Origin of the sequence: Streptomyces africanus (genome assembly GCF_002150735.1) — a bacterium.
Taxonomy (GTDB): domain Bacteria; phylum Actinomycetota; class Actinomycetes; order Streptomycetales; family Streptomycetaceae; genus Streptomyces; species Streptomyces africanus.
Window position 1 is genome coordinate 42,964 of sequence record NZ_MUKA01000023.1, and the last position, 22,206, is coordinate 65,169.

The following is a 22,206-nucleotide window of genomic DNA, read 5'->3' on the forward strand; positions in this document are numbered from 1 at the left end:
CATTTTCTGCATTGGGCTTCCATGCGGGCACCACGCAACTTCGACCCGTACAGCTATTGAAGGATTGTTCAACAATCTCTACCCTCGTCGCGTAAGGACGGCCGTAGCGTCACTCACCAGGACAGGAAGATCCGGATGACCGCAGTGGGCACCAGAACCAGCAGCGCCCGCGAGCAGCTCGAACTGCTGCTCGACGAAGGCTCCTTCGTCGAGCTCGACGCCGTGGCACACCGCCGCCCCGACAGCGTCGTCACCGGCTACGGCACGGTCGACGGCCGGCCCGTCTCCGTCTTCTCCCAGGACGCGACCGCTTCCGGTGCCGCCCTCGACGGGTTCTCCGGTACGAAGATCACCAAGGTGATGGACTTCGCCCTGAAGACGGGATGCCCCCTCGTCTCCATCCATGGCTCCGACGCCGGCGGAGGTGCCGTGGGCGTCCGGGGAGAGATCTTCCGCCGCACCGTGCTCGCCTCCGGAGTCATCCCCCAGATCGCCCTGGTCGTGGGGCGTGCGGGCCACGCGGTGCACTCCCCCGCCGTCAGCGACTTCGTGGTGACGAGCGACCAGGCGACGTACCTGTTCGTGACCGGGCCCGAGGCCGTGGAGGCCGCGACCGGAGAGCCCGTCGACCCTGAAGAACTCGGCGGCGCCAGGACCCTCAGCACCGTGTCCGGCATCGCACACCACATGGCGCACGACGACAGGGACGCCGTCGAGTACGTCAGAGCGCTGCTGTCCTACCTGCCGTCAAACAACCTGGAGGACCCACCGGTTGACCCCGAGAGCCGTGCGGGCGACATCGAGACGGAACTGCGGCCGCAGCTGGACTCGGCCGTCCCCCACACCGCCGGCCAGCCGTACGACATGCTCCAGGTCGTCGAAAGCACCTTGGACGACGACGAGTTCCTGGAGACCCAGCCCCTCTTCGCCCCCAACATCATCACCGGCTTCGGCCGCGTCGAGGGACACCCCGTCGGCGTGGTCGCCAACCAGCCGCTGCGCCACGGCGGTTGTCTGGACATCGACGCCTGCGAGAAGGCCGCCCGCTTCATCCGCACCTGCGACGCCTTCAATGTGCCGGTCGTGACGTTCGTCGACGTCCCCGGCTTCCGCCCCGGCGCCGACCAGGAGTGGAACGGCGTCGTCCGGCGCAGCGCCAAACTGACCTACGCCTATGCCGAGGCCACCGTGCCGCTGATCACCGTGATCATCCGCAAGGCCTGCGGCGGCGCCTACGACGTCATGGGTTCCAAGCATCTCGGCGCCGACCTCAACCTCGCCTGGCCCACGGCCCGCATCACGGTGCCCGGACCACGGCTCGCGCCCGAAGTCACCTTCCTCGACTCCGACTCGGCGTGCGAGCACGGCTGCGTGGACGCCGTGATCACCCCGTCCCGGACCAGGCAGCACCTCATGCGCGGTCTGCGAGCCCTGCGCACCAAGCGCGAGACGCAGCCCGGCAGGAAGCACGGCAACATCCCCCTCTAGAAGAAGGCCCTCCGTAAGGAGCCCACCATGTCCCTGCCCCTTGTCACGGTGGTGCGCGGCCGGCCCACCGCCGAAGAACTGGCCGCCGTCATCGCCGTGTTGCAGACCCGGGCCGCAGCCGTACCGCTCCCGGCCCAGCCGCTCGCCAGGCCCGAGCCGTCCCCGTGGAACGACCGCGCGTCAGCCATCGAGAGGCAGCGTCTGCCCAGGACGTTCCGCTACAGATGACGCAGTCCGTGGACTGACGCGAGCGCAAGGGCTGTTCAGTCCGGGCCGACCGGGTCGTCGCGGCCGGTCACTGCTCAGGAGGTCGCGGCCCGGTGGGGAACGTGGCGACCCTGCGGGACACCACCGAGCTGCACAGCCTGGCCGGCCGGGCCGAGAAGGCCCGGGAGCGGCTGGAGCTGCTGTACAACGCCGGGTCACGGATCGGCACCACCCTGGACGTGGTGCGTACCGCACAGGAACTGGCCGAGGTGGCGGTCCCGAGGTTCGCGGACTTCGTCACCGTCGAGCTGCTGGACCCCGTCCTGCGCGGCGAGGAGCCGGCCGGGCCGAGCAGCGAGATGCGCCGCACGGCCCTCCGCGGCATCCGGGAGGACCCGCCGCTCTACCCGGTGGGCAAGCTGGTCAGGTTCGCCCCCTCGACGCCGATGGCCGTGGGCATGCACAGCGGCCACGCGGTCCTGGAAGCCGACCTGCGCACCGCGCCCGGATGGAAGGCCCAGGACCCGGACCACACCCGGCGGATCCTCGACTACGGCATCCGCTCCCTGATCGCGGTGCCGTTGCGGGCCCGCGGCGTGGTGCTGGGAGCGATCGATTTCTGGCGCATGGACCCGTCCGAGCTCTTCGGTCAGGAGGATCTGTCCTTCGCCGAGGAGCTGGCCGCCCGTTCCGCGGTGTGCGTCGACAACGCCCGCCGGTACACCCGGGAACACTCCATGGCCGTCACCCTGCAGCGCAGCCTGCTGCCCGGCGACCTGCCCGAGCAGAGCGCCGTGGAGGTGGCGTACCGGTACCTGCCCGCCCAGGCCGGAGTGGGCGGCGACTGGTTCGACGTCATCCCGCTGTCCTGCACCCGGGTCGCCCTCGTGGTCGGCGACGTGGTCGGGCACGGGCTGCACGCCGCGGCCACCATGGGCCGGCTGCGCACCGCGGTGCACAACTTCTCGGCCCTCGACCTGGCCCCGGACGAACTCCTGACCCGCCTGGACGAGCTGGTCGCCAGGATGGACCAGGACAAGGCGGCCGGGGACGGCGGCGAGGGGGCCACGGGAGCGACCTGTCTGTACGCCGTCTACGACCCGGTCTCCGGCCACTGCACCATGGCCCGGGCCGGGCATCCGGGCCCCGCCCTGGTCCGTCCCGGCAGCGCCGTGGAGTTCCCCGACGTGCCCGCGGGCCTGCCTCTCGGGCTCGGGGGACAGCCCTTCGAGACCGCCCGACTCGAACTTCCCGAGGGCAGCCGGCTCGCCCTGTACACCGACGGACTCGTCGAAGACCGCCACCGCGACATCGGCGAAGGCCTCGAACTCCTGGGCAGAGCCCTGGCGGGCCCCGGCGAGAGGACCATGGAGGACACCTGCCAGGCGGTACTGGACGCACTGATGCCCGCCGGTCCCAGCGACGACATCGCCCTGCTGACGGCCCGCACCCGCGTCCTCGCCCCCGAGCGGGTCGCCACGTGGGACATTCCCGCCGACCCGGCCGCCGTGGCCCCCGTCCGCAGCCGGGCCGCCCGGCAGCTGGCCGACTGGGGGCTGGAGGAGTTGTCCTTCACCACCGAGCTGATCCTCAGCGAACTGGTCACCAACGCCATCCGCTACGGCAAGGAGCCCATCACCGTGCGCCTGCTCAAGGACCGCACCCTGGTCTGCGAGGTGGCCGACGGCTCCAGCACCTCCCCCCACCTGCGCCGCGCCAAGACCACCGACGAGGGCGGACGCGGCCTGTTCCTCGTGACCCAGTTCGCACAGCGCTGGGGCACCCGCTACCCACCGGACGGCAAGGTCATCTGGACCGAGCAGGCTCTTGACGGCGGCGAGGCGGCCATGGCCGTCGAGACGCCGGGCTTCGGCTTCCTGGACGACCTGGACGACCTGGGCGACTGGGACGATGTGGCGCCGCAGTGAGCCGACACGGCACATCCGGCCCGCGTCGGACGTCCACTGCGGACACCCCTATCCCGCCTGCCCGGCGCGGCGGGCCGCCGCCCCGTACCGGCGGGCCACCGCGTGGAACGCCTCCTTCGGCTCCCAGCGCCAGCCGGAGGCGGGGTCGTCCGGGCGGTCCTTGATCGCCTTCGTGAGGGCGTACGTCGCCATGTCGAGGTCGAGGCGGGGCTCGTCCGGGCGGTGCGGGGCGTCCGCGGTGAGGAACTCGAAGGTCATCGCCGCGTACAGGCCCATCGACTCGAAGACGTCCAGCAGTTCGCCCACGTAGTCGGCCTGGACGCGCTCGCTGCGAACCAGGTCGCCCTTGATCTCCGGCGGCTCCTTGTCGTGGTCGACGACGTCCCAGCCCATGCCGGCGGTCTCGGGGGCACCGACATAGGCGCAGGTGCCGAACTCGGTGATGGCGAGCGGCTTTCCCCACCGCAGGTACCGCTTCAGCTCCCGGACGTACCCGGACCGCTCGGGGAAGTACGAGTAGTAGTCGATGCCGACGATGTCGAAGAGGTTCCAGTCCGGGTCGTCGACGGCCTGGGCGGCGGCGTAGCTGAGGTTGCCCTGGAAGACGGAGCGGCCGGTCTTCGCGGCCTTCGCCGTGAAGTCGGCGAGGCGGCGCTGCGCCCGGGGCCAGTCGACCGTGCCGTTCTGCAGGTTCCTGATGCGTTCCAGGACCGTCTCGCCCGGCAGGATGCCGGGGACGAACAGCCAGAACTCGCAGCCGACGCTGAAGTCGACACCGGCGCCCTGCCGGCGGAGCCGTTCCGCGAACCGGCCGGTCTCGGCCAGGTGCTCCAGGATGTCCCGCTGCGGGGCGTCGCCGAGCGTCGGCTGCAGCCAGATGTGCAGCCCGCGTTCGGCGGCCTCGGCGGCGGTGGCGGTGAGCCGCTCGACGCCGTCGCCCGTGACGTCGATGGTGTCGGCGTGCAGGTCGTCCCGGATGGCCCGGACATCGGCCCGCATCCGGCGTGCGTTCCACGCGGTCCCCGGCGTCTCGCCCTCGCCGACCGTGTAGACGACGCCCCGGCGGCGCAGCCCCCTGCCGTGCCGGGGCTCCGTCGCCCGGACCTGTCCCGCCGGCCCCAGCGCCCCGGCGGCCCCCACCGCCGCCGCTCCGGCCAGGAACTGCGCCCGGCTGATGCTTTTCGCCTGCTTGATCCCCTTGGTCTCTTCCATGCCGTTCACTGTGCCGAGCGGACACCCGGCCCGGCTGTCGGCCGTCGGTCTACGGCGGGGCGACCAAGGTATGAGGCGCCGCGCCGAAGGAAGGGCTCATCCCTCGCCGAACCGGCGTACGTACCGCCGCTGCCAGGGCGTTTCCACCGCATGCCGGTCGTAGTGCCGGCGCACGTACGCCACCGCCTCCTCGGCGGGTACGCCGTCCAGGACCGCGAGGCAGGCCAGGGCCGTGCCCGTGCGGCCGCGTCCTCCGCCGCAGGCGATCTCCACGCGCTGCCCGGCGGCCCGTTCCCAGGCGCCGGCCAGCACCTCGCGGGCGGCTGCACGGTCCGACGGGAGGCGGAAGTCGGGCCAGCGGATCCAGCACGCCTCCCAGGGAACCTCGGGCGGCTGCCGGCCGAGCAGGTAGACACCGTAGGAGGGACGGGGCTCGCCGGGGTCCATGGGGTGGCGCAGACCTCGCCCCCGCACCAGCCGGCCGGACGGCAGTCTCAGGACGCCGGCGCCATTCTCGGTCCACAGCTCAGTCACGCCGCTCATCATGCCCGCCCTGATGAGGCGTCAACTCACCCCCTAGAACAGTGCCATTGGTCCCACCTGTGGCGGATACGCCATTCGTGTGCGATCTCTTGACCGGCCCCACGGCCCCTCCTATGGTCGCGCTGACCGCCGGACGTAGGACGTCGTATCTCCGCTGCTCGCCCTCCCCCTTCTCCTTTCCAGACCTCTCGCTGGAGGACCCCGTGCGCGACGAGACCCCCGACGTGCCGGCGGCGCACCGCCGGACGTTCCTGAAGTACACCGGCGCCCTGGGCGCGGCCGCCGCCGTCTCCGCGTCGCTGTCGGCCTGTTCGTCCGGGCCGGAGTCCACCAACGACACCGGTGGCGGCGGCAGTGGGGCGAACCGGACGCTCACTGCCGTGATCGGCTACGGCAACGACGGCAGCTGGGACCCCACCCAGACGGCGTCCGCGTTCTGCATGGCCGCCAACCACCACATCTACGAGGGCCTGCTGGACACCGACCCGATCTCCCGCGAGCCGTACGCGGCCCTGGCGACCGAGGTGCCGAAGGACCCGGGCGGTACGTCCTGGAGGTTCACGCTGCGGGAGGGGGCCAGGTTCCACGACGGCAAGCCGGTGACCGCCGACGACGTGGTCTTCGTCTTCGAGCGGATCCTCGACCCGGGCACCCAGACCCTCGCCAAGGGCTTCTTCGCGAGCTGGCTGAAAGAGGTCCGGAAGATCGACCCACGGACCGTGGAGCTGGTGCTCAGGTTCCCGTTCCCGGACGGGCTCGCGCGGCTGACCCTCGCCAAGATCATGCCGAAGCACGTGTTCTCCCGGCCCGGCGCCTGGGACGACGCCATCAAGGGCAAGGCGATCGGCTCGGGACCGTACCGGCAGACCGCGCACCACCCGAAGTCGAACACGACCTTCGAGGCGTTCGACGACTACAACGGCCCGCGCAAGCCGGCCTTCCGCAAGATGAACTGGCTGACGATCGTGGACGCGGCGCCCCGCGTCGCGAAGATCTCGGGGTCGAGCGCGGGCGCGCAGATCGCGGACAACATCCCGTACGCCAACATCGCGCAGTTGGAGAGCGGCGGGCTGACCGTCGCCGGCGGGGCGGGGATGAACAACCTGTTCCTGATGTTCAACACCCGGCACAAGCCCTTCGACGACGTGCGCGTGCGCCAGGCCCTGCACTACGCCATCGACACCGAGAAGATGGTGGAGGTGGCGCTCAAGGGGCACGGCAAGCCGTCGAGTTCCTTCCTCGACGAGAGCAACCCCTCCTACCGCCGGGCAAAGACCGTGTACGACCACGACCCGGACAAGGCGAAGGCCCTGCTGAAGGCGGCCGGGGTCAAGGAGCTGAGCATCGACATCCTCGCGGTGAACGTGAGCTGGATCGTCGACTGCCTGCCCACCATCAAGGCGTCCTGGGACGCGATCGGCGTACGGACCACCCTGTCCCCGCAGGAGACCACGGCCGTGTTCACGAAGATGGACCAGAAGCAGGACTACCAGGTCGTCGCCGCCGCCTCCAACCCCAACCAGTTCGGCCTCGACGCCGATCTGATCATGCACTACAACTACGGGCCCGAAAACCTGTGGATGCAGTACACGCGGTGGGCCGGCGACCCCGTCGCCAAGGCGCTCTTCAGGGACATGGACCGGGCCACCCGGGAGCCGGACCCGGAGAAGAAGAAGGCGATGGTCCAGGACTACATCGACGTCGTCGCCGAACAGGCCGTGCTCTACCCGGTCGTCCACAACGAGCTGATGACGGCCTGGGACCCGAAGCGGCTCAGCGGCATCAGGGCCCAGCCCTACCCGGGCATCAACCTCCTCCAGGCCAAGTGGGCCTAGCGGCATGACGGCAGTCCTGCGGATCCTGCTGCGCCGCATCGCCCTGCTCGTGCCGCTGATGCTCGGCATCGTGCTGTTCGTGTTCCTGGTGATGCGGTTCTCGGACGTCGACCCGGCGTCCGCGTTCTTCCAGGGCGCCAACCCGACTCCGGACCAACTGCACGACTTCCGCGAGGAACACGGCCTGCTCGACCCGCTGCCCGTGCGCTACGCCGACTTCGTCGCCGACCTGCTCCACGGCGACCTGGGCACCAGCGCGCTGACCCGGGCGCCGGTGATCGACCAGGTCACCACCGCGCTGCCGCTCACGCTCCAGCTGACCTTCCTGGGCCTGGGCGTCGCGGTCGTGCTGTCCCTCGTGGGCGGCGTGACCGCGGCGATCCACCGGGACCGGCTGCCCGACCAGATCATCCGGGTCGTGTCGCTGACCGGCGTCGCGGCGCCCGGCTTCTGGCTGGCGCTGCTGATGATCCAGTATCTGGCGGTCGACCTGGGCTGGTTCCCGACCGGCGGTTACATCAACCCGGCCGACTCCTTCACCGGCTGGCTGAAGACCATGACACTCCCCGCCCTCGCCCTCTCCCTGCCGGTGGCGGCGCAGCTGACCCGGATCGTGCGGACGGCCGTGGTGGAGGAGCTGGACAAGGACTACGTCCGGACGGCGATCGGCAGCGGGCTGCCGCCGCGCGTGGTCGTGGGGCGGAACGTGCTGCGGAACGCGCTCATCAACCCTCTCACCGTGCTCGGGCTGCGCGTCGGCTACCTGCTGGGCGGCGCGGTCGTCATCGAGACGATCTTCTCGCTGCCCGGCATGGGCAAGCTGATGATCGACGCGGTGAAGAACGGCGATCCGGCCGTCGTCCAGGGTGTCGTCCTGACCACGGCGGCCGGGTTCGTCGTCGTGAACCTCGTCATCGACGTCCTCTACCTGCTGGTCAACCCGCGACTGAGGGACGCGACCGCATGATGACCCGTCCGATGACCCGCAAGAGCCTCACCGAGGCGCTGTCCCGGCCCGGCGTGCGGCTGCGCGCCTGGCGCCGGCTGCCGTTGCTGTCGAAGGCCGCCGTCTGCTTCCTGGCGGTCGTCGTGCTGATGGCGCTGCTCGCCCCGCTGCTCGCCCCGCACGACCCACTCGACCAGCAGCCGCCCGTGGACGGCACCGGGCATCCCTCAGCCGGGCACTGGATGGGCCAGGACAGTCTCGGCCGGGACATCCTCAGCCGGCTGATGTACGGGGCGCGCTGGTCGCTCGCGATCGGGCTCGGCGCCACCGGCCTGGCGCTGGTGGCCGGGGCACTGCTCGGGGCGGTCGCGGCCACCTCGCGCAAGGCGGTCGACGAGACGCTGATGCGCTGCCTGGACGTCGTCATGGCGTTCCCGGGCATCGCGCTCGCCGCCGTGCTGGTCGCGGTGTTCGGCGGTGGCATCACGGTGCTGATCTGCGCGATCGCGTTCCTGTTCACGCCCCCCGTGGCCAGGGTCGTCCGCGCGAACGTCCTCGACCAGTACGGCGAGGACTACGTGACGGCGGAACGGGTGATCGGCGCCCGGACACCGCACATCGTGCTGAAGCACGTGGCGGTCAACTGCGCCGCGCCCGTGCTGGTGTTCTGCACGGTGCAGGTCGCCGAGGCGATCGTCTTCGAGGCGTCGCTGTCCTTCATCGGGGCGGGCGTACGGCCGCCCGACCCGTCGTGGGGCAGTGTCATCGCGGACGGCAAGAACATGGTGCTGACCGGCGGTTGGTGGGCGACCGTGTTCCCCGGCCTGCTGATGCTGGTCACGGTGCTGTCGCTGAACATCCTGTCCGAGGGAGTGTCCGACGCGTGGGCGGCCCCGGCCGCGCGCGAGGTGGAGGTTGCCGAGGACGACCGGCTCCAGGCGCCGGAGCCCGGCAGCGGGGAGATCGTCCAACTGCCCGGCCTGACGGAAGCGGCCCGGCGACTGCGGGCCCGGGCCCGCCATGTGCCCCGGGACGGGCAGCCCGTGCTCGCCGTGGAGAACCTGGCCATCGGCTTCGACCGGCGGCACGGCGGCGTGGACATCGTGGACGGCATCAGCTTCGAGGTGCATCCCGGTGAGGTCCTGGGCCTGGTCGGCGAGTCGGGCTGCGGCAAGTCGCTGACCGCGCTCGCGATCATGGGCCTCCAGCCGAAGGGGGCGCGCGTCGGCGGCCAGGTCCGGTTCGGCGGGCGCGACCTGCTCGCCGAGCCGATGCGCGTACGCCGCAGGCTGCTGGGCCACGAGATGGCGATGGTCTACCAGGACGCCCTGTCGTCGCTGAACCCGGCGATGACGATCCGCGCCCAGCTCAAGCAGGTCGTCCGGCGGGGCGGGCGGCGCAGTCCCGCCGAGCTGCTGACGATGGTCGGCCTCGACCCCGAGCGCACGCTGCGCAGCTACCCGCACGAACTGTCCGGCGGGCAGCGGCAGCGTGTCCTGATCGCCATGGCCCTGTCCCGCGACCCGAAGCTGATCGTCGCCGACGAGCCGACGACCGCCCTCGACGTGACCGTGCAGGCCCAGGTCATAGAGCTGCTGCTGCGGCTGCGCGCGGAGCTGGGCTTCGCGCTGATCCTCGTCTCGCACGACCTGGCGCTGATCGCGGACGTCACCGACCGGGTGGTGGTGATGTACGGCGGGCAGATCGTGGAGACGGGCGTGACCGCCGACCTGGTGGAGGCGCCGGCCCACCACTACACGCGCGGTCTGCTCGGCAGCGTGCTGTCGCTGGAGTCGGCGCAGGAGCGGATGACGCAGATCAAGGGGGTCGTGCCGTCCCCGGCCGACTTCCCGGCCGGGTGCCGGTTCGCCGACCGCTGCCCGCGCGCGAGCGAGGTCTGCCGTACGACGGCTCCGGTCCTGGCCGGCACCGCGGCCCACACGGCGGCCTGCCATCACCCGGCCATAGCGCTGGCGACGACCGGGACCGAGGCGGTGTCATGAACGCCCAGCCCGCTCTGGTGGAGCTCTCCGACACCCACGTCGTCCACAAGGCCCGCAGCGGCGGCCTGTTCACCCGCGACCGGGTGTACGCCCTGACCGGCGCCGACCTGGCGATCGCGCCCGGCGAGACCGTCGGCGTGGTGGGCGAGTCGGGCTGCGGGAAGTCGACCCTGGCGAAGGTGCTGGTCGGGGTGGAGCGGCCGATGCGAGGGACGGTGTCGTTCCGGGGCCGCGACCTGTGGGCGATGCCGCCCGCCGAACGCCGTCGGGCCGTCGGCGGCAGCACCGGCATGATCTTCCAGGACCCGTCGACGGCCCTGAACCGCCGCCTGACCGTACGGCAGATCCTGCGGGACCCGCTGGACGTGCACGACCGGGGCACTCGCGGTCAACGTGACGAGAGAGTCCGGGAGTTGATGTCCCTGGTCGGCCTCCCCCGGGCCCTCGCCGACGCCCTGCCGGGCCAGTTGTCGGGCGGGCAGCGGCAGCGCGTCGCGATCGCCCGGGCGCTGGCGCTCGACCCGGACCTGGTCGTGGCGGACGAGCCGACCAGTGCCCTGGACGTGTCGGTCCGCGCCCAGATCCTCAATCTGCTGCTGGACCTGAAGGAGCGCCTGGGGCTGGCCCTGGTGTTCGTCTCGCACGACATCCAGACGGTCCGGCGCATGAGCGACCGCGTGATCACCATGTACCTGGGCCGGATCGTCGAGGAGTCCCCGGCCGCCCTGGTCACCGACCGGGCCCGGCACCCGTACACCCGCGCCCTGTTCTCCGCCACGCCCGGGCTGCTCGACCCGATCGAGCCGATCCCGCTGGCCGGTCCGGTCCCGTCGGCGACGCGCCCGCCGAGCGGCTGCCCGTTCCGCACGCGCTGCTGGAAGGCGGACGCGACGTGCGCGGAGGTGATGCCGGACTTCTCGGTCGCGTCGGCCCCCGCGCACCGCTTCCGCTGCCACCATCCTGTCCAGGAGGACGAGTCGACCCGCGACCTCGTCCTCCGGAGCGACCCGATGGAGGCCCCATGACCCTCACCCCGCTGACCGGTGTCATCCCGCCCGTCTGCACGCCCCTGACACCGGACCGCGAGGTGGACGTCCCCTCGCTGCTCAGGCTGGTCGACCATCTGGTGTCCGGCGGGGTGCACGGCCTGTTCGTACTCGGCTCGACCTCGGAGGCGGCGTATCTGACGGACGCCCAGCGCAGGCTGGTGGTCGAGTCGGTCGCGGCCCACACGGGCGGGCAACTCCCGGTGCTGGCCGGGGCGATCGACATGACGACGGCCAGGGTGGTGGACCACGTCGCGGCGGTGACGGCGGCGGGCGCGGACGCGGTCGTCGTCACCGCCCCGTTCTACGCCCGCACCCACCCGGCGGAGATCGCCCGCCACTACCGCGCGGTCGCCGCCGCGAGCCCGGTCCCGGTGGTCGCCTACGACATCCCCGTCGCCGTCCACACGAAGCTCCCCGGGGACGTGGTCCTGGAGCTGGCCGCCGACGGTGTCCTGGCCGCGCTCAAGGACTCCAGCGGCGACCTGGCCGCCTTCCGCCAGGTCGTGACCGGGGCCAGGGCCCACCCGGGCATCACCGGCTTCAGCGTGCTGACCGGCTCCGAGCTGATCGTCGACGCGGCGCTCGCGGTCGGCGCGGACGGTACCGTGCCCGGCCTCGGCAACGTCGACCCGCACGGCTACGCCCGCCTGGACCGCCTGTGCCGCGCCGGGGAGTGGGAACAGGCCCGTGCCGAACAGGAACGGCTGTGCGCCCTGTTCGGCCTGGTCGGCGTCGGCGACCCGGCCCGCATGGGCCCCGGCTCCTCGGCGATCGGCGCCTTCAAGGCCGCGCTGCACCTGAGGGGCGTGATCGACTGCCCGGCCACGGCGGAGCCGCAGGTGCCGTTGTCACAGGCCGAGGTGGAGCGGGTCGGGACGTACCTGACGGCGGCGGGGCTGCTCTGAGCGCTGCCCTACGACGGCGTCCGGGCCGCCGCCGCCAGCACCCGGGTCACGTCGTCCGAGCAGATGGTGAGCGCCGCGCCCACCGTCGCGAGCGCGTCCCGCTCGGCCGGTGTGTAGGGACCGTCCGCCAGGGCGATGCGCGCCCCCTGGAGCAGGATCGATTCGCGGCCGACCGTGGCGAGGTGCGGGGCGAGCGGGTCCAGCGCCTCATGCAGCTCTATGGCCAGCCCCGCACCGCAGGGCTCCCCGGTGATCCGGCCGGTGTCCGCCTCCAGCGCCTCCACGAGGGCGGCCAGCTGTTCCTCCGTGCAGTCGTCGAAGCCGGCCGCGCGCACGGCGAGCACCGCGGCCTCCAGCGCCGTACGGGATCCGGCGCCGCCCGCGGCCAGCACGGCGAGGGCGACGGTGTGCACGGCGTCGCGGAGCATCGCGGAGAAGCGGGTGGTGGTCGGGTGGTCGAGGACGTCCGTGCCGAAGTGGCGGCGGCAGGCGGCGCACTCCACGACCGGGCCGGTCTCGCCGCGCGGCAGCACCGGCAGGCCGAGCAGGGTGAAGCGGCGTTGGCCGGTCAGCCGCTGGTAGTTGCGGTCGCCGCCGCAGCCGGGGCAGAAGAACTCCCCGTCACCGGCGGGCGTCCACGCGGTACGGGTGCCCAGGATGCTCGAAAACCTGGCGGCACGGCCGTTTCGTCCCCGTCCTGGCAGCACGTCGCACCTCCGTCACGCCGCACGGCAGCGTCGCCGCGCTTGCGTGATGTTAGCCACATCTGTGAGGAGGAGTCAGTACCCCGGAGGAGACCTTTCCGTGACCGTCACAGGGATTGGCCGGTATACGACGGGGCTCCGTCCGCCGGACATCGGCGGACGGAGCCCTCAAACCGCCTACAGGGCTGGTCAGCGCGTCGCGCGGTTGACGGCCGAGACGACCGCCTTCAACGAGGCCCGCGTGGTGTTCGCGTCGATTCCGATCCCCCACAGGACCTTGTCGTCGATCGCGCATTCGATGTACGAGGCGGCCTGCGCGGAGGCGCCCTCGCTCATCGTGTGCTCCTGGTAGTCCAGCAGGCGTACGTCGATGCCGACGGACTGGAGCGCGTCGAAGAAGGCCGAGATCGGGCCGTTGCCGGAGCCGGTCAGGACGGTGTCCTGGCCGTCGACCGTGGCCTCCACCGTCAGCGTGTCCACGCCGTCGGTGTCGGTCGTCGACTGGTTGTTCTTGACCTGGATCCGGCCCCACGGGTTCTCGGGGTTGGGCAGGTACTCGTCCCGGAAGGTCGCCCAGATGTCCTTCGGCGTGACCTCGCCGCCCTCGGCGTCCGTCTTCGCCTGGATGATCTTCGAGAACTCGATCTGCATCCGGCGGGGCAGTTCCAGCTTGTGGTCGTTCTTCAGGACGTAGGCGATACCGCCCTTGCCGGACTGCGAGTTGACCCGGATGACCGCCTCGTAGGAGCGGCCGACGTCCTTGGGGTCGATCGGCAGATAGGGGACGGCCCACTCGATGTCGTCGACGGTGACGCCCTTGGCCTTCGCGTCGGCCTCCATGGCGTCGAAGCCCTTGTTGATGGCGTCCTGGTGGGAGCCGGAGAAGGACGTGTAGACCAGGTCGCCCACGTACGGGTGGCGCGGGTGGACCTCCATCTGGTTGCAGTACTCCCACGTACGACGGATCTCGTCGATGTCGGAGAAGTCGATCTGCGGGTCGACGCCCTGGGAGAAGAGGTTCATGCCCAGGGTGACCAGGTCGACGTTGCCGGTGCGCTCGCCCTGGCCGAACAGGCAGCCCTCGACGCGGTCGGCACCGGCCATCAGGGCCAGCTCGGCTGCGGCGACGGCCGTGCCGCGGTCGTTGTGCGGGTGGATCGACAGGCAGACGTGCTCGCGGCGGGAGAGGTTGCGGCCCATCCACTCGAAGCGGTCGGCGTGGGTCGACGGGGTCGAACGCTCCACCGTGGCGGGCAGGTTGAGGATGATCTCGCGGCCCGGGCCGGGCTGCCAGACGTCCATGACCGCCTCGCAGACCTCCAGCGCGAAGTCCAGCTCGGTGTCGGTGAAGATCTCGGGGCTGTACTGGTAGCCGAACTCGGTCTCCGGGCCCAGCAGCTTCTCCGCGTACTCCATGACCAGCCGCGTGCCGTCGACGGCGATCTGCTTGATGTCGTCCTTGGAGCCCCGGAAGACGACCCGGCGGAAGACGGGGGCGGTGGCGTTGTAGAGGTGGACGGTCGCGCGCTTGGCGCCCTTCAGCGACTCCACCGTGCGCTCGATCAGGTCCTCACGGGCCTGGGTCAGTACGGAGATGGTGACGTCGTCGGGGATGGCCCCGGGCTCTTCGATGATCGAGCGTACGAAGTCGAAGTCGGTCTGGCCGGAGGCCGGGAAGCCGACCTCGATCTCCTTGTAGCCCATCTTGACCAGCAGGTCGAACATCGCGCGCTTGCGGGCGGGCGACATGGGGTCGATCAGGGCCTGGTTGCCGTCGCGCAGGTCCGTGGAGAGCCAGCGGGGGGCGGTGGTGATGCGCTGGTCCGGCCAGGTGCGGTCCGGGATGTCGACCTGCTCGTAGCGGCCGTACTTGTGGATCGGCATGGAACTGGGCTGCTGGCGGTTCGCCATGATGCGTAGGGCTCCTCAGAGTGTCCGGAAGGACGGCCGACGACGCAGCACCAAGCTCCGCGGGGAGGGAGTCGGCCTCGACTACAGGCCCTCGCCGCGGCAGCTAAGGAGAAGCAGCCCGAAACGCATGATGCGCAGCATGCTAGCCGAGGCCCTCCGGGGTGCGCGGGTCCGTATCAGTATGCGGGACCGGGCGCCCATACGGGACAAAAAGTGCGCTATACCACTTCGCCACGGAGCGTGAGGGTCCTTGTCCCCGTATTTCACCAATCATGGTGGCGACTAGTGACAGCCTCGTCACGCAGTGCAAGGGTGCCGGGCATGACGACCCACGGGGGCTTCGAGCCCGTCTTCTGCACCATCGTTCCGCCCCATGTCCTCGACAAGCTCGCCCAGGCCGAGGACTCGGCGCTCGCCGGACCCGCCCGCCGGACCCTGGAGCGCGACGCCTTCGAGCGCACCCAGCGCCGCCTCACCACGGTCATCGGCGCCACCGCCGTCGCCGCAGCCGCCGACGGCAAGCCGCAGCGCACCGTCCACGATGCCCGGCACGGCACCGACCTGCCCGGCCACAAGGTCCGCGGCGAGGGCGACAAGCCCGGCAAGGACGCCACCGTCAACCGCGCCTACGCCGGCCTCGGCGCCACCTTCGAACTGCTCCTGAAGGCGTACCAGCGCGACTCGATCGACGGCAACGGCCTGCCGCTGAACGCGACCGTGCACTACGACCGCGAGTACAACAACGCCTTCTGGAACGGCGAGCAGATGGTCTTCGGCGACGGGGACGGCGAGATCTTCCTCGACTTCACCATCCCGATCGACGTCATCGGCCACGAGCTGGTCCACGGTGTCACGCAGTACACGGCCAACCTCACCTACTTCGGCCAGCCCGGCGCGCTGAACGAGTCCGTGTCGGACGTCTTCGGCTCGCTCATCAAGCAGTACACGCTCGGCCAGACCGCCGCCGAGGCCGACTGGCTGATCGGCGCGGGCCTGCTCGCCCCGCGGGTGACGGGCAAGGCACTGCGCTCCATGAAGGAGCCGGGCACGGCGTACGACGACGACGTCCTGGGCAAGGACCCGCAGCCGGCCACGATGGACGACTACGTGCGCACCGGCCGCGACAACGGCGGTGTCCACATCAACTCGGGCATCCCGAACCACGCCTTCTACCTGGCGGCCACGGCCCTCGGCGGACACGCCTGGGAGCGCGCGGGGCTGATCTGGTACGACGTGCTGACCGGCGGCGAGCTGAAGCAGCAGGCGATGTTCGCCGACTTCGCCACGCTCACCGTCAAGGCCGCGCGGGAGCGGTTCGGCGACGGGGAGGAGCTGGACGCCGTGTCGAAGGCCTGGGAGCAGGTCGGGGTGCGGACCCTGTAGTTCCGTACTAGACAGGTGCCATGCGTATTCAGGTGAGGCGCACGGGCGGGTTCGCGGGCATCGAGCGGTATGCCGAGGTGGACACCTCCGGCCGCCCCGATGCCCCCGAATGGCACGCACTGGCCGAGCAGGCGGTCGCCGCCGGCCGGAGCACGCCGCCGATCGGGGTCCCGGACGGGTTCGGCTACCAGATCACCGTGGACGGGAAGACGGTGTACGCGGCCGACCCGCGGCTGACCGACGAACAGCGGAAGCTGATCTCACGGGTGCTGAAGGAAGGCGCCTGACAGGTCTTCCGCGGCGGCCTGTTGACTTCCGTTACCGGCGGTACGGATGATCCGCGCATGGCGACTGACGCAGGCAATCCGATCCCCCGCTTCCCGGCCGGCTTCCTCTGGGGCGTGTCCACCTCGGCGCACCAGATCGAAGGTGCGGCGGACGAGCGCGAGCCGTCCGTGTGGGACGCCTTCACGGCCGAGCCGGGCCGGGTGAAGGACGGCTCGACGGCGGCGGTGGCCTGCGACCACTACCACCGCCACCGCGAGGACGTGGCCCTGCTGGCCGGCCTCGGAGTGAACGCCTACCGCTTCTCGGTGTCCTGGCCGCGGGTGCGTTCCGAGAAGGGCCTGGACTTCTACGACCGGCTGGTGGACGACCTGTGCGCGGCGGGGGTGCGCCCGGTGCCGACCCTGTTCCACTGGGACCTGCCGGCGGACCTCGACTGGCTGGAGCGGGACACGGCCGCGCGCTTCGCCGAGTACGTCTCGCTGGTCGCGGGCCGCCTCGGGGACCGGGTGCCGCAGTGGATCACCCTCAACGAGCCCGCCGAACACACCCTGCTGGGCCACGCCCTGGGCGTGCACGCGCCGGGCAGGCAGCTGCTGTTCGACGCGCTCCCGGCCGCCCACCACCAGTTGCTGGCCCACGGCCTGGCCGTCCGCGCCCTGCGCGCCGCGGGCGCCACGGACATCGGCATCGCCAACTCGCACGGCCCGACCTGGGCGGCGTCCACCGAGGCGGAGGACGTGGAGGCGGCCGAGTTCTACGACGTGCTGCTGAACCGCCTGTTCGCGGACCCGCTGCTGCTGGGCCGGTACCCGGACGGCATCGGCGAGCTGATGCCCGGGGACGTCGAGGCCGACCTGAAGGTGATCGCCGAACCGCTCGACTGGTACGGCGTCAACTACTACGCGCCGACCCGGGTGGGTGCCCCGCAGGGCACCGACATCACCTTCGGCGGCGTCGCCATGCCCGCGGAACTCCCGTTCTCGGTGCGGGAGATCACCGGCCACCCGGTCACCGACTTCGGCTGGCCGGTCGTGCCCGAGGGCCTGACCGAGCTCCTCACCGCCTTCCAGGACCGCTACGGCGACCGGCTCCCGCCCGTCGTCATCACCGAGAACGGCTGCTCCTACCCGGACACCGACGACCAGGACCGCATCGCCTACCTGGACGGCCACATCCGGGCCCTGCACCGGGCGCTGGAGGCGGGCGTCGACGTGCGCGGCTACTTCGTGTGGTCCCTGCTCGACAACTTCGAGTGGGCGGAGGGCTACGCACGCCGCTTCGGCCTGGTCCACGTCGACTTCGAGACCCTTCAACGGACCCCGAAGTCGTCGTACCACTGGTACCGGGAGGTGCTGCGGGCCCAGGGGGAGGGGGCTACGGCTTGATGCCCACCCCGGTCCACAGGCTGACCTCGGCGTCCGTCGGGGCGTCGCCGTCGACGGCGTCGGGACGCCAGCGGTGGCCCACGGTGACGCCCGGGTCGAGCAGCTCCAGGCCGTCGAAGAAGCGGGCGACGTCCGCACGGGAGCGGAACCGCACCGGCGTCCCGGCCGAGGTGTAGATGTCGGTCACCTTCTGCCAGGTGGCCGGGTCGAAGTCGGGCGTGCAGTGGCTCAGCGCCAGGGCGCTGCCCGAGGGCAGGACGTCCAGCAGGCGGCGCACGATGCCGTACGGGTCCTGGGCGTCGGTGACGAAGTGCATCAGGGCGTTGAGGGACAGCGCGACCGGGCGGCTCAGGTCCAGGACCTCGGCCAGTTCGGGCGCGGTCAGCAGCGACTGCGGGTCGTTGACGTCGGCCTCGATGTACGTCGTACGGCCCTCGGCCGTGCTGCGCATCAGGCGCTCGGCGTACTTGAGGACGAGGGGGTCGTTGTCGGCGTAGACCACGCGGGCGTCCGGGACCACGGACTGGGCCACCTGGTGCAGGTTGGGCTCGGTGGGGATGCCGGTGCCGATGTCCAGCCACTGGCGGATGCCGTGCTCGCGCGCGAGGACGCGGGTGGCCCGGTGCATGAAGGCCCGGTTCTCGCGGGCGCAGACGAAGATGGCGGGGTAGGCCTCGGCGACCCGCTCGGCCGCCTGCTTGTCGACCTCGAAGTGGTCCTTGCCGCCGAGGTAGTAGTCGTACATGCGGGCGATATGCGGCTCGTGCGGGTTCAGGCCGGACCGATCCATACCGGTCAAGATACAAGACCGGCAATCGTTTTCGTACACCTTGGGCCGCGCGACCGGATCGAGACGGTGAGTGCACCGGAGCCGGTGATTCCGAAGATCTGCCAGGATGACCGCATGAGAACCATGACCCGCCCCGGGCCGATCTCCGCCGGGACTCTGGTTCTGCTGTCCGCCCTGTATTTCGCCCAGGGACTGCCGTACGGGTTCTTCACCCAGGCACTGCCGGTGGTGCTGCGCGAATCCGGTTTCTCGCTCATCGAGATCAGCGCCACCGGAATTCTCTTCGCGCCGTGGGCCCTGAAGTTCCTGTGGGCGCCCTACGTCGACCACTACGGCACCCGCCGGCAGTGGCTGCTGACCCTGCAACTCACCGCGTCGGCGGTGACACTGGCGCTCGCCTGCATGGACCTGTCGGCGTCACTGCGCGTCCTGCTGGTGGGTATCGCCGTGGTCAACGCGATATCGGCCACCCAGGATGTCGCAACCGACGGGCTCGCCGTCCAACTCCTCGGACCTCGGCAACGCGGCCTGGGCAACGGAATCCAGGTCGGCGCGTACCGGATCGGCATGATCGTGGGCGGCGGCGCGCTGCTGTGGCTCTTCGCGCTCGCGGGGTGGCGCGTCCTGTTCGTCGCCATGTCGATTCTGTTGCTGCTCACGGCCGTTCCGGTGTGGTGGTCACCGCGTACCACGCTCCGCAGCACCTCGGAGAAGACGCCGTCGAGCCCGAGCCGGTTGACCATCGGATGGTGGCAGCGGCTGCGCCGGCCCGGGATGCTCGCGTTCATCCTGCTCATCGGGGGCTTCAAGTTCGGCGATTCGATGGGCTCGGCGATGGTCGGGCCGTTCATGTCCGACACCGGACTCACCCTGGGGCAGATCGCAATGGTCAAAGGGGTTCTGTCCTCCGCCGGCGCGCTCGCGGGCGCGGCCCTGGGCGGCTGGCTGTGCTACCGGCACGGCCGGCGGCGCGCCCTGCTGATCGGCGGGGTCACGCAGACCCTCGGCCTGGCCCTCTACCTCCTCGTCGCGCTGGGCATCGGCGGCTTCGAGTTGATCGTCACCGCGAGCCTGGCCGAACACATTCTCGGCGGCGCCGCGACCGTAGCGGTGTTCACCCTCATGATGGACGCCGCCGACCCCGACCATGCCGGCAGCGACTACACGCTGCTGGCCTGCGCGATCGTGGTGGTGCAGGGCATCGCGGGGTTCGCGGCGGGGACGGTCGGCGAGCTGCTCGGGTATCCGGCGCTGTTCGGGTCGAGCCTGGTGCTGTCGGGAATCGGTTGCGTGGCATTGATCGTCGCGACCGATCGGGGCGCCGGGCCGGCCGGGGTCCATATGGTCTGGGCGGCCCCCAGTCCAGCTATACGTTGAGGCTCGGCGTCGCCGACCAGTTTCCGAAAACCCGATCCGTCAGCACGGCCGCGGCCCGCCGACGGTGTTTCACCGCTCGGACCGGATCGAAAGCACGCGGTGGTGTTTTCACTCTGGTGTCAGCACACCCTCGAGCACCCGGCGTAGCAGGTGCTCGAACATATTCTCCGGGCCCGCGTCGCGAGTCGAAGCGGCAAGCGCTTGCGCGAGATACCGATGATGACCTGCCTCGGCGGTTTTGTGAACGTAGGCCGCGTGGGTGATCCGGCGTGACCGACTCGTTGTCCTCCCAGCGAGCTCGGCGCGCGCGAATTGCTGGACGAGCGCATTCAGCACCGCGACTGTCTGCAGTTTCACCGGCCCCGGCACATCCACGTCCGCCATTGCCCGCAGTGCGTACTCGAGGTAGTCGATTCCCCGGGGTCCGACACGTAGCGGCTCGATCGGGATATCGAGCAACCACCGATACCTCGTGTAGACGTCCTTCGCCCGGGTTCCCAACGCAATGAGGTCGTCGATCGCCGAACCGCTCAGCGGTACGTCGACATCGATCTCGCCGGCAGCGGCGTCGACCATGAGGTCCAGTACGTCGTCGTGACCCGACACATAGCGGTACAGCGCCGACTGGCTCACCCCGAGCCGACGTGCGATCCGGCGCGTGGATACAGCCGCCAAACCGCCCTGGTCGGCGAGCTCGATCGCCGCGGCGGTGAGTTCGTCCCGGCTGCGTGACGGGGCCGGACCGCGCTTACCGTCGGTGCGTTCCCACACCGTCGGGTCCGCCCTCCCGAGCTGTTCCACTCGCCATACCCCTCCACTCGCCGACGCCGACATGCCCTATTCTAAAACTGCGTTCGATGAACGCTATTTAAGGAGGTTTCGGGATGATGTCCCACGACGCATGGGGACCGCGACGATGGGCGCACAACGGAGCGGTACGCCTCGCGTTCGATCGGTTCGCGCCGGAGCGAGGCGGAGAGCCGCTGCTTATCGCCACCGGATTGGGCGCGAACCGGCACTGGATCCCCGACGGCTTCTGCGAGCAACTCGTCGACCACGGTTTCGCCGTAGCGCGATACGACCAACGCGACGGCGGCGAATCGACCCACCTGCCACCGATAGCCGTGCGAAACCCGATCACCGCACTCCTGAGCCGGCGCGGTGAGGCGTACACCGCAGAGGACATGGCAGACGACGCAGTAGCGGTTCTCGACGAACTGGGCTGGAACTCGGCTCATGTACTCGGGGTTTCCCTCGGCGGCGCGGTCGCCCAGCGCGTCGCCCTCCGGCACCCCGACCGCGTAACAACCCTCATATCGGCCGACGCGATCCCTGGAGATGTCACCGGACTGAGCACCCTGCGCTACATCCGGTTGGGTACGCTCACGAAGTTCGCCAGGGTGAAGTTTCCCGACACCCAGGAGGGCGCGATCGAGGCAGGCGTCGCGGTCGCGAAACTGCTTGCCTCTCCCAAGCGCGCATTCGACGAGCCCGCTGTACGAGCGAAATTGGAGCGCAACCCGGACAGCGGGATTCACGACCACGAGGCGCAGAGCCGGCAGATCGGGGCCCAGTGGAACGGTCCGGCGATCACCGAGATCACCCGGCCCACCCTGGTCGTCCATGGCGAGGACGACCCGCTGATCAAACCCCGCGCCGCTCGTACCATCGCATCACGGATTCCCGGCTCTCGCCTGCTACTACTGCCCGAAGTCGGACACGACCTACCCGAACACGCATGGAAACCCATCGCTACGGCGATCCGCGAACTCGCAGACGGGCAGGCACGATGAAACTCGGCCGATCGACCTTCACCGCGGCGCTCACTGCCATCGGCGTCATTTCGGTAGCCGCGACCGCATACGCCGACCCGGACCGGCCTGCGCCCATCGTGTCCTATCGCGCGGCGCTGGTCGAACGATCCGTGGTCACGACTCTGGACCACGGCACGTTCGCCCGCACGGACGCCGGCGACTCGATTGCCATCCGCAACACCGCGGCCGAAATCGTCGACACGCTGCCCTTGACATACTCCCTGGACGGCCAGGCATTGCCGCTGCGCCGGCAGATCTCCGGAGACGGCCGGACCCTGACCATCACCACGCCGATCAGGACGGGGTGCCGGCCGAAGACGGAACCGGCGTTCCCGATGCCAACCTCCGCTTACCCTCTGGATCGGCGAACGGCTTGAAGAGCGGTTCGTCCAGCGGTTCCGGCGGGTAGCCGAGTCGGCGGCCCGAAACGCGGCTCGA

Annotated in this window: 19 protein-coding genes and 1 pseudogene; 14 read left to right on the plus strand and 6 right to left on the minus strand. The window is 70.6% G+C overall.

Annotated features, from left to right (window positions below; translation table 11 throughout):
* The first annotated feature begins 63 nt into the window (after positions 1–63).
* The 3 genes and pseudogenes from CCL05_RS03925 to CCL05_RS03935 all read left to right on the plus strand — a co-directional run.
* The gene (locus CCL05_RS03925; RefSeq protein WP_425275888.1) at positions 64–1,488 is read left to right on the plus strand and encodes an acyl-CoA carboxylase subunit beta; all 1,425 of its coding nucleotides are present in this window, start codon (positions 64–66) and stop codon (positions 1,486–1,488) included.
* A gap of 27 nt (positions 1,489–1,515) precedes the next feature.
* Positions 1,516–1,716, plus strand: coding sequence for an acyl-CoA carboxylase subunit epsilon (locus CCL05_RS03930; RefSeq protein ID WP_086559076.1), 201 nt, complete (start codon positions 1,516–1,518; stop codon positions 1,714–1,716).
* 86 nt (positions 1,717–1,802) lie between these two features.
* Positions 1,803–3,623 (plus strand): annotated as a pseudogene (locus tag CCL05_RS03935) (ATP-binding SpoIIE family protein phosphatase); the annotation flags it as partial.
* 48 nt (positions 3,624–3,671) lie between these two features.
* On the opposite strand, the gene CCL05_RS03940 reads toward CCL05_RS03935, so the two are convergent.
* Positions 3,672–4,835 carry an abortive phage infection protein gene (locus CCL05_RS03940; RefSeq protein WP_086559077.1) on the minus strand — a complete coding sequence of 388 codons (1,164 nt, stop codon included), beginning with the start codon at positions 4,833–4,835 and terminating at the stop codon, positions 3,672–3,674.
* 96 nt (positions 4,836–4,931) lie between these two features.
* The gene (locus CCL05_RS03945; protein WP_086559091.1) at positions 4,932–5,378 is read right to left on the minus strand and encodes a protein-tyrosine phosphatase family protein; all 447 of its coding nucleotides are present in this window, start codon (positions 5,376–5,378) and stop codon (positions 4,932–4,934) included.
* Positions 5,379–5,581: 203 nt separating this feature from the next.
* Here CCL05_RS03945 and CCL05_RS03950 point away from each other — a divergent pair, with 203 nt between their 5' ends.
* The 5 genes from CCL05_RS03950 to CCL05_RS03970 are packed head-to-tail and all read left to right on the plus strand — an operon-like array spanning position 5,582 to position 12,116.
* Complete coding sequence (locus CCL05_RS03950) at positions 5,582–7,213, plus strand: ABC transporter substrate-binding protein (protein ID WP_086559078.1); 1,632 nt, start codon at positions 5,582–5,584, stop codon at positions 7,211–7,213.
* A 4-nt stretch (positions 7,214–7,217) separates the two neighbouring features.
* The gene (locus CCL05_RS03955) at positions 7,218–8,180 is read left to right on the plus strand and encodes an ABC transporter permease (protein ID WP_086559079.1); all 963 of its coding nucleotides are present in this window, start codon (positions 7,218–7,220) and stop codon (positions 8,178–8,180) included.
* Positions 8,181–8,191: 11 nt separating this feature from the next.
* Positions 8,192–10,162: a dipeptide/oligopeptide/nickel ABC transporter permease/ATP-binding protein gene (locus tag CCL05_RS03960; protein ID WP_086559092.1), complete on the plus strand. Its 1,971-nt coding sequence runs from the start codon at positions 8,192–8,194 to the stop codon at positions 10,160–10,162.
* Complete coding sequence (locus CCL05_RS03965) at positions 10,159–11,187, plus strand: oligopeptide/dipeptide ABC transporter ATP-binding protein (RefSeq protein ID WP_086559080.1); 1,029 nt, start codon at positions 10,159–10,161, stop codon at positions 11,185–11,187. The genes CCL05_RS03960 and CCL05_RS03965 overlap by 4 nt, the downstream gene beginning before the upstream one ends.
* Positions 11,184–12,116, plus strand: coding sequence for a dihydrodipicolinate synthase family protein (locus tag CCL05_RS03970; RefSeq protein ID WP_086559081.1), 933 nt, complete (start codon positions 11,184–11,186; stop codon positions 12,114–12,116). The genes CCL05_RS03965 and CCL05_RS03970 overlap by 4 nt, the downstream gene beginning before the upstream one ends.
* An 8-nt stretch (positions 12,117–12,124) precedes the next feature.
* Here CCL05_RS03970 and CCL05_RS03975 read toward each other — a convergent pair whose 3' ends face one another.
* The gene (locus tag CCL05_RS03975; protein ID WP_086559082.1) at positions 12,125–12,823 is read right to left on the minus strand and encodes a TerB family tellurite resistance protein; all 699 of its coding nucleotides are present in this window, start codon (positions 12,821–12,823) and stop codon (positions 12,125–12,127) included.
* A 186-nt stretch (positions 12,824–13,009) separates the two neighbouring features.
* The gene (gene leuA / locus CCL05_RS03980) at positions 13,010–14,731 is read right to left on the minus strand and encodes a 2-isopropylmalate synthase (RefSeq protein WP_086559083.1); all 1,722 of its coding nucleotides are present in this window, start codon (positions 14,729–14,731) and stop codon (positions 13,010–13,012) included.
* A 321-nt stretch (positions 14,732–15,052) separates the two neighbouring features.
* Between leuA and CCL05_RS03990 the strand changes: the two genes are divergently transcribed.
* From CCL05_RS03990 to CCL05_RS04000, 3 genes are read left to right on the plus strand one after another with little or no spacing between them, the layout of a single operon-like run.
* Positions 15,053–16,114 carry a M4 family metallopeptidase gene (locus tag CCL05_RS03990; protein WP_086559084.1) on the plus strand — a complete coding sequence of 354 codons (1,062 nt, stop codon included), beginning with the start codon at positions 15,053–15,055 and terminating at the stop codon, positions 16,112–16,114.
* A 20-nt stretch (positions 16,115–16,134) separates the two neighbouring features.
* Positions 16,135–16,401, plus strand: coding sequence for a protealysin inhibitor emfourin (locus tag CCL05_RS03995; protein WP_086559085.1), 267 nt, complete (start codon positions 16,135–16,137; stop codon positions 16,399–16,401).
* A gap of 57 nt (positions 16,402–16,458) precedes the next feature.
* Complete coding sequence (locus CCL05_RS04000) at positions 16,459–17,787, plus strand: GH1 family beta-glucosidase (protein ID WP_086559086.1); 1,329 nt, start codon at positions 16,459–16,461, stop codon at positions 17,785–17,787.
* Here the strand turns inward: CCL05_RS04000 and CCL05_RS04005 are convergent.
* Positions 17,777–18,577 (minus strand): SAM-dependent methyltransferase, encoded by an 801-nt coding sequence (locus tag CCL05_RS04005; RefSeq protein ID WP_086559087.1) that lies wholly within the window; start codon positions 18,575–18,577, stop codon positions 17,777–17,779. The genes CCL05_RS04000 and CCL05_RS04005 overlap by 11 nt on opposite strands.
* A 114-nt stretch (positions 18,578–18,691) precedes the next feature.
* Between CCL05_RS04005 and CCL05_RS04010 the strand changes: the two genes are divergently transcribed.
* Positions 18,692–19,954 carry an MFS transporter gene (locus tag CCL05_RS04010; protein ID WP_030522116.1) on the plus strand — a complete coding sequence of 421 codons (1,263 nt, stop codon included), beginning with the start codon at positions 18,692–18,694 and terminating at the stop codon, positions 19,952–19,954.
* Between the two features lie 108 nt (positions 19,955–20,062).
* Here CCL05_RS04010 and CCL05_RS04015 read toward each other — a convergent pair whose 3' ends face one another.
* Complete coding sequence (locus CCL05_RS04015) at positions 20,063–20,755, minus strand: TetR/AcrR family transcriptional regulator (protein WP_036514225.1); 693 nt, start codon at positions 20,753–20,755, stop codon at positions 20,063–20,065.
* An 83-nt stretch (positions 20,756–20,838) separates the two neighbouring features.
* Here CCL05_RS04015 and CCL05_RS04020 point away from each other — a divergent pair, with 83 nt between their 5' ends.
* The gene (locus CCL05_RS04020) at positions 20,839–21,747 is read left to right on the plus strand and encodes an alpha/beta fold hydrolase (RefSeq protein ID WP_210436816.1); all 909 of its coding nucleotides are present in this window, start codon (positions 20,839–20,841) and stop codon (positions 21,745–21,747) included.
* Positions 21,744–22,145 (plus strand): DUF8020 domain-containing protein, encoded by a 402-nt coding sequence (locus CCL05_RS04025; protein ID WP_051714655.1) that lies wholly within the window; start codon positions 21,744–21,746, stop codon positions 22,143–22,145. Before CCL05_RS04020 ends, CCL05_RS04025 begins: the two co-directional genes overlap by 4 nt.
* Positions 22,146–22,206: the final 61 nt, after the last annotated feature.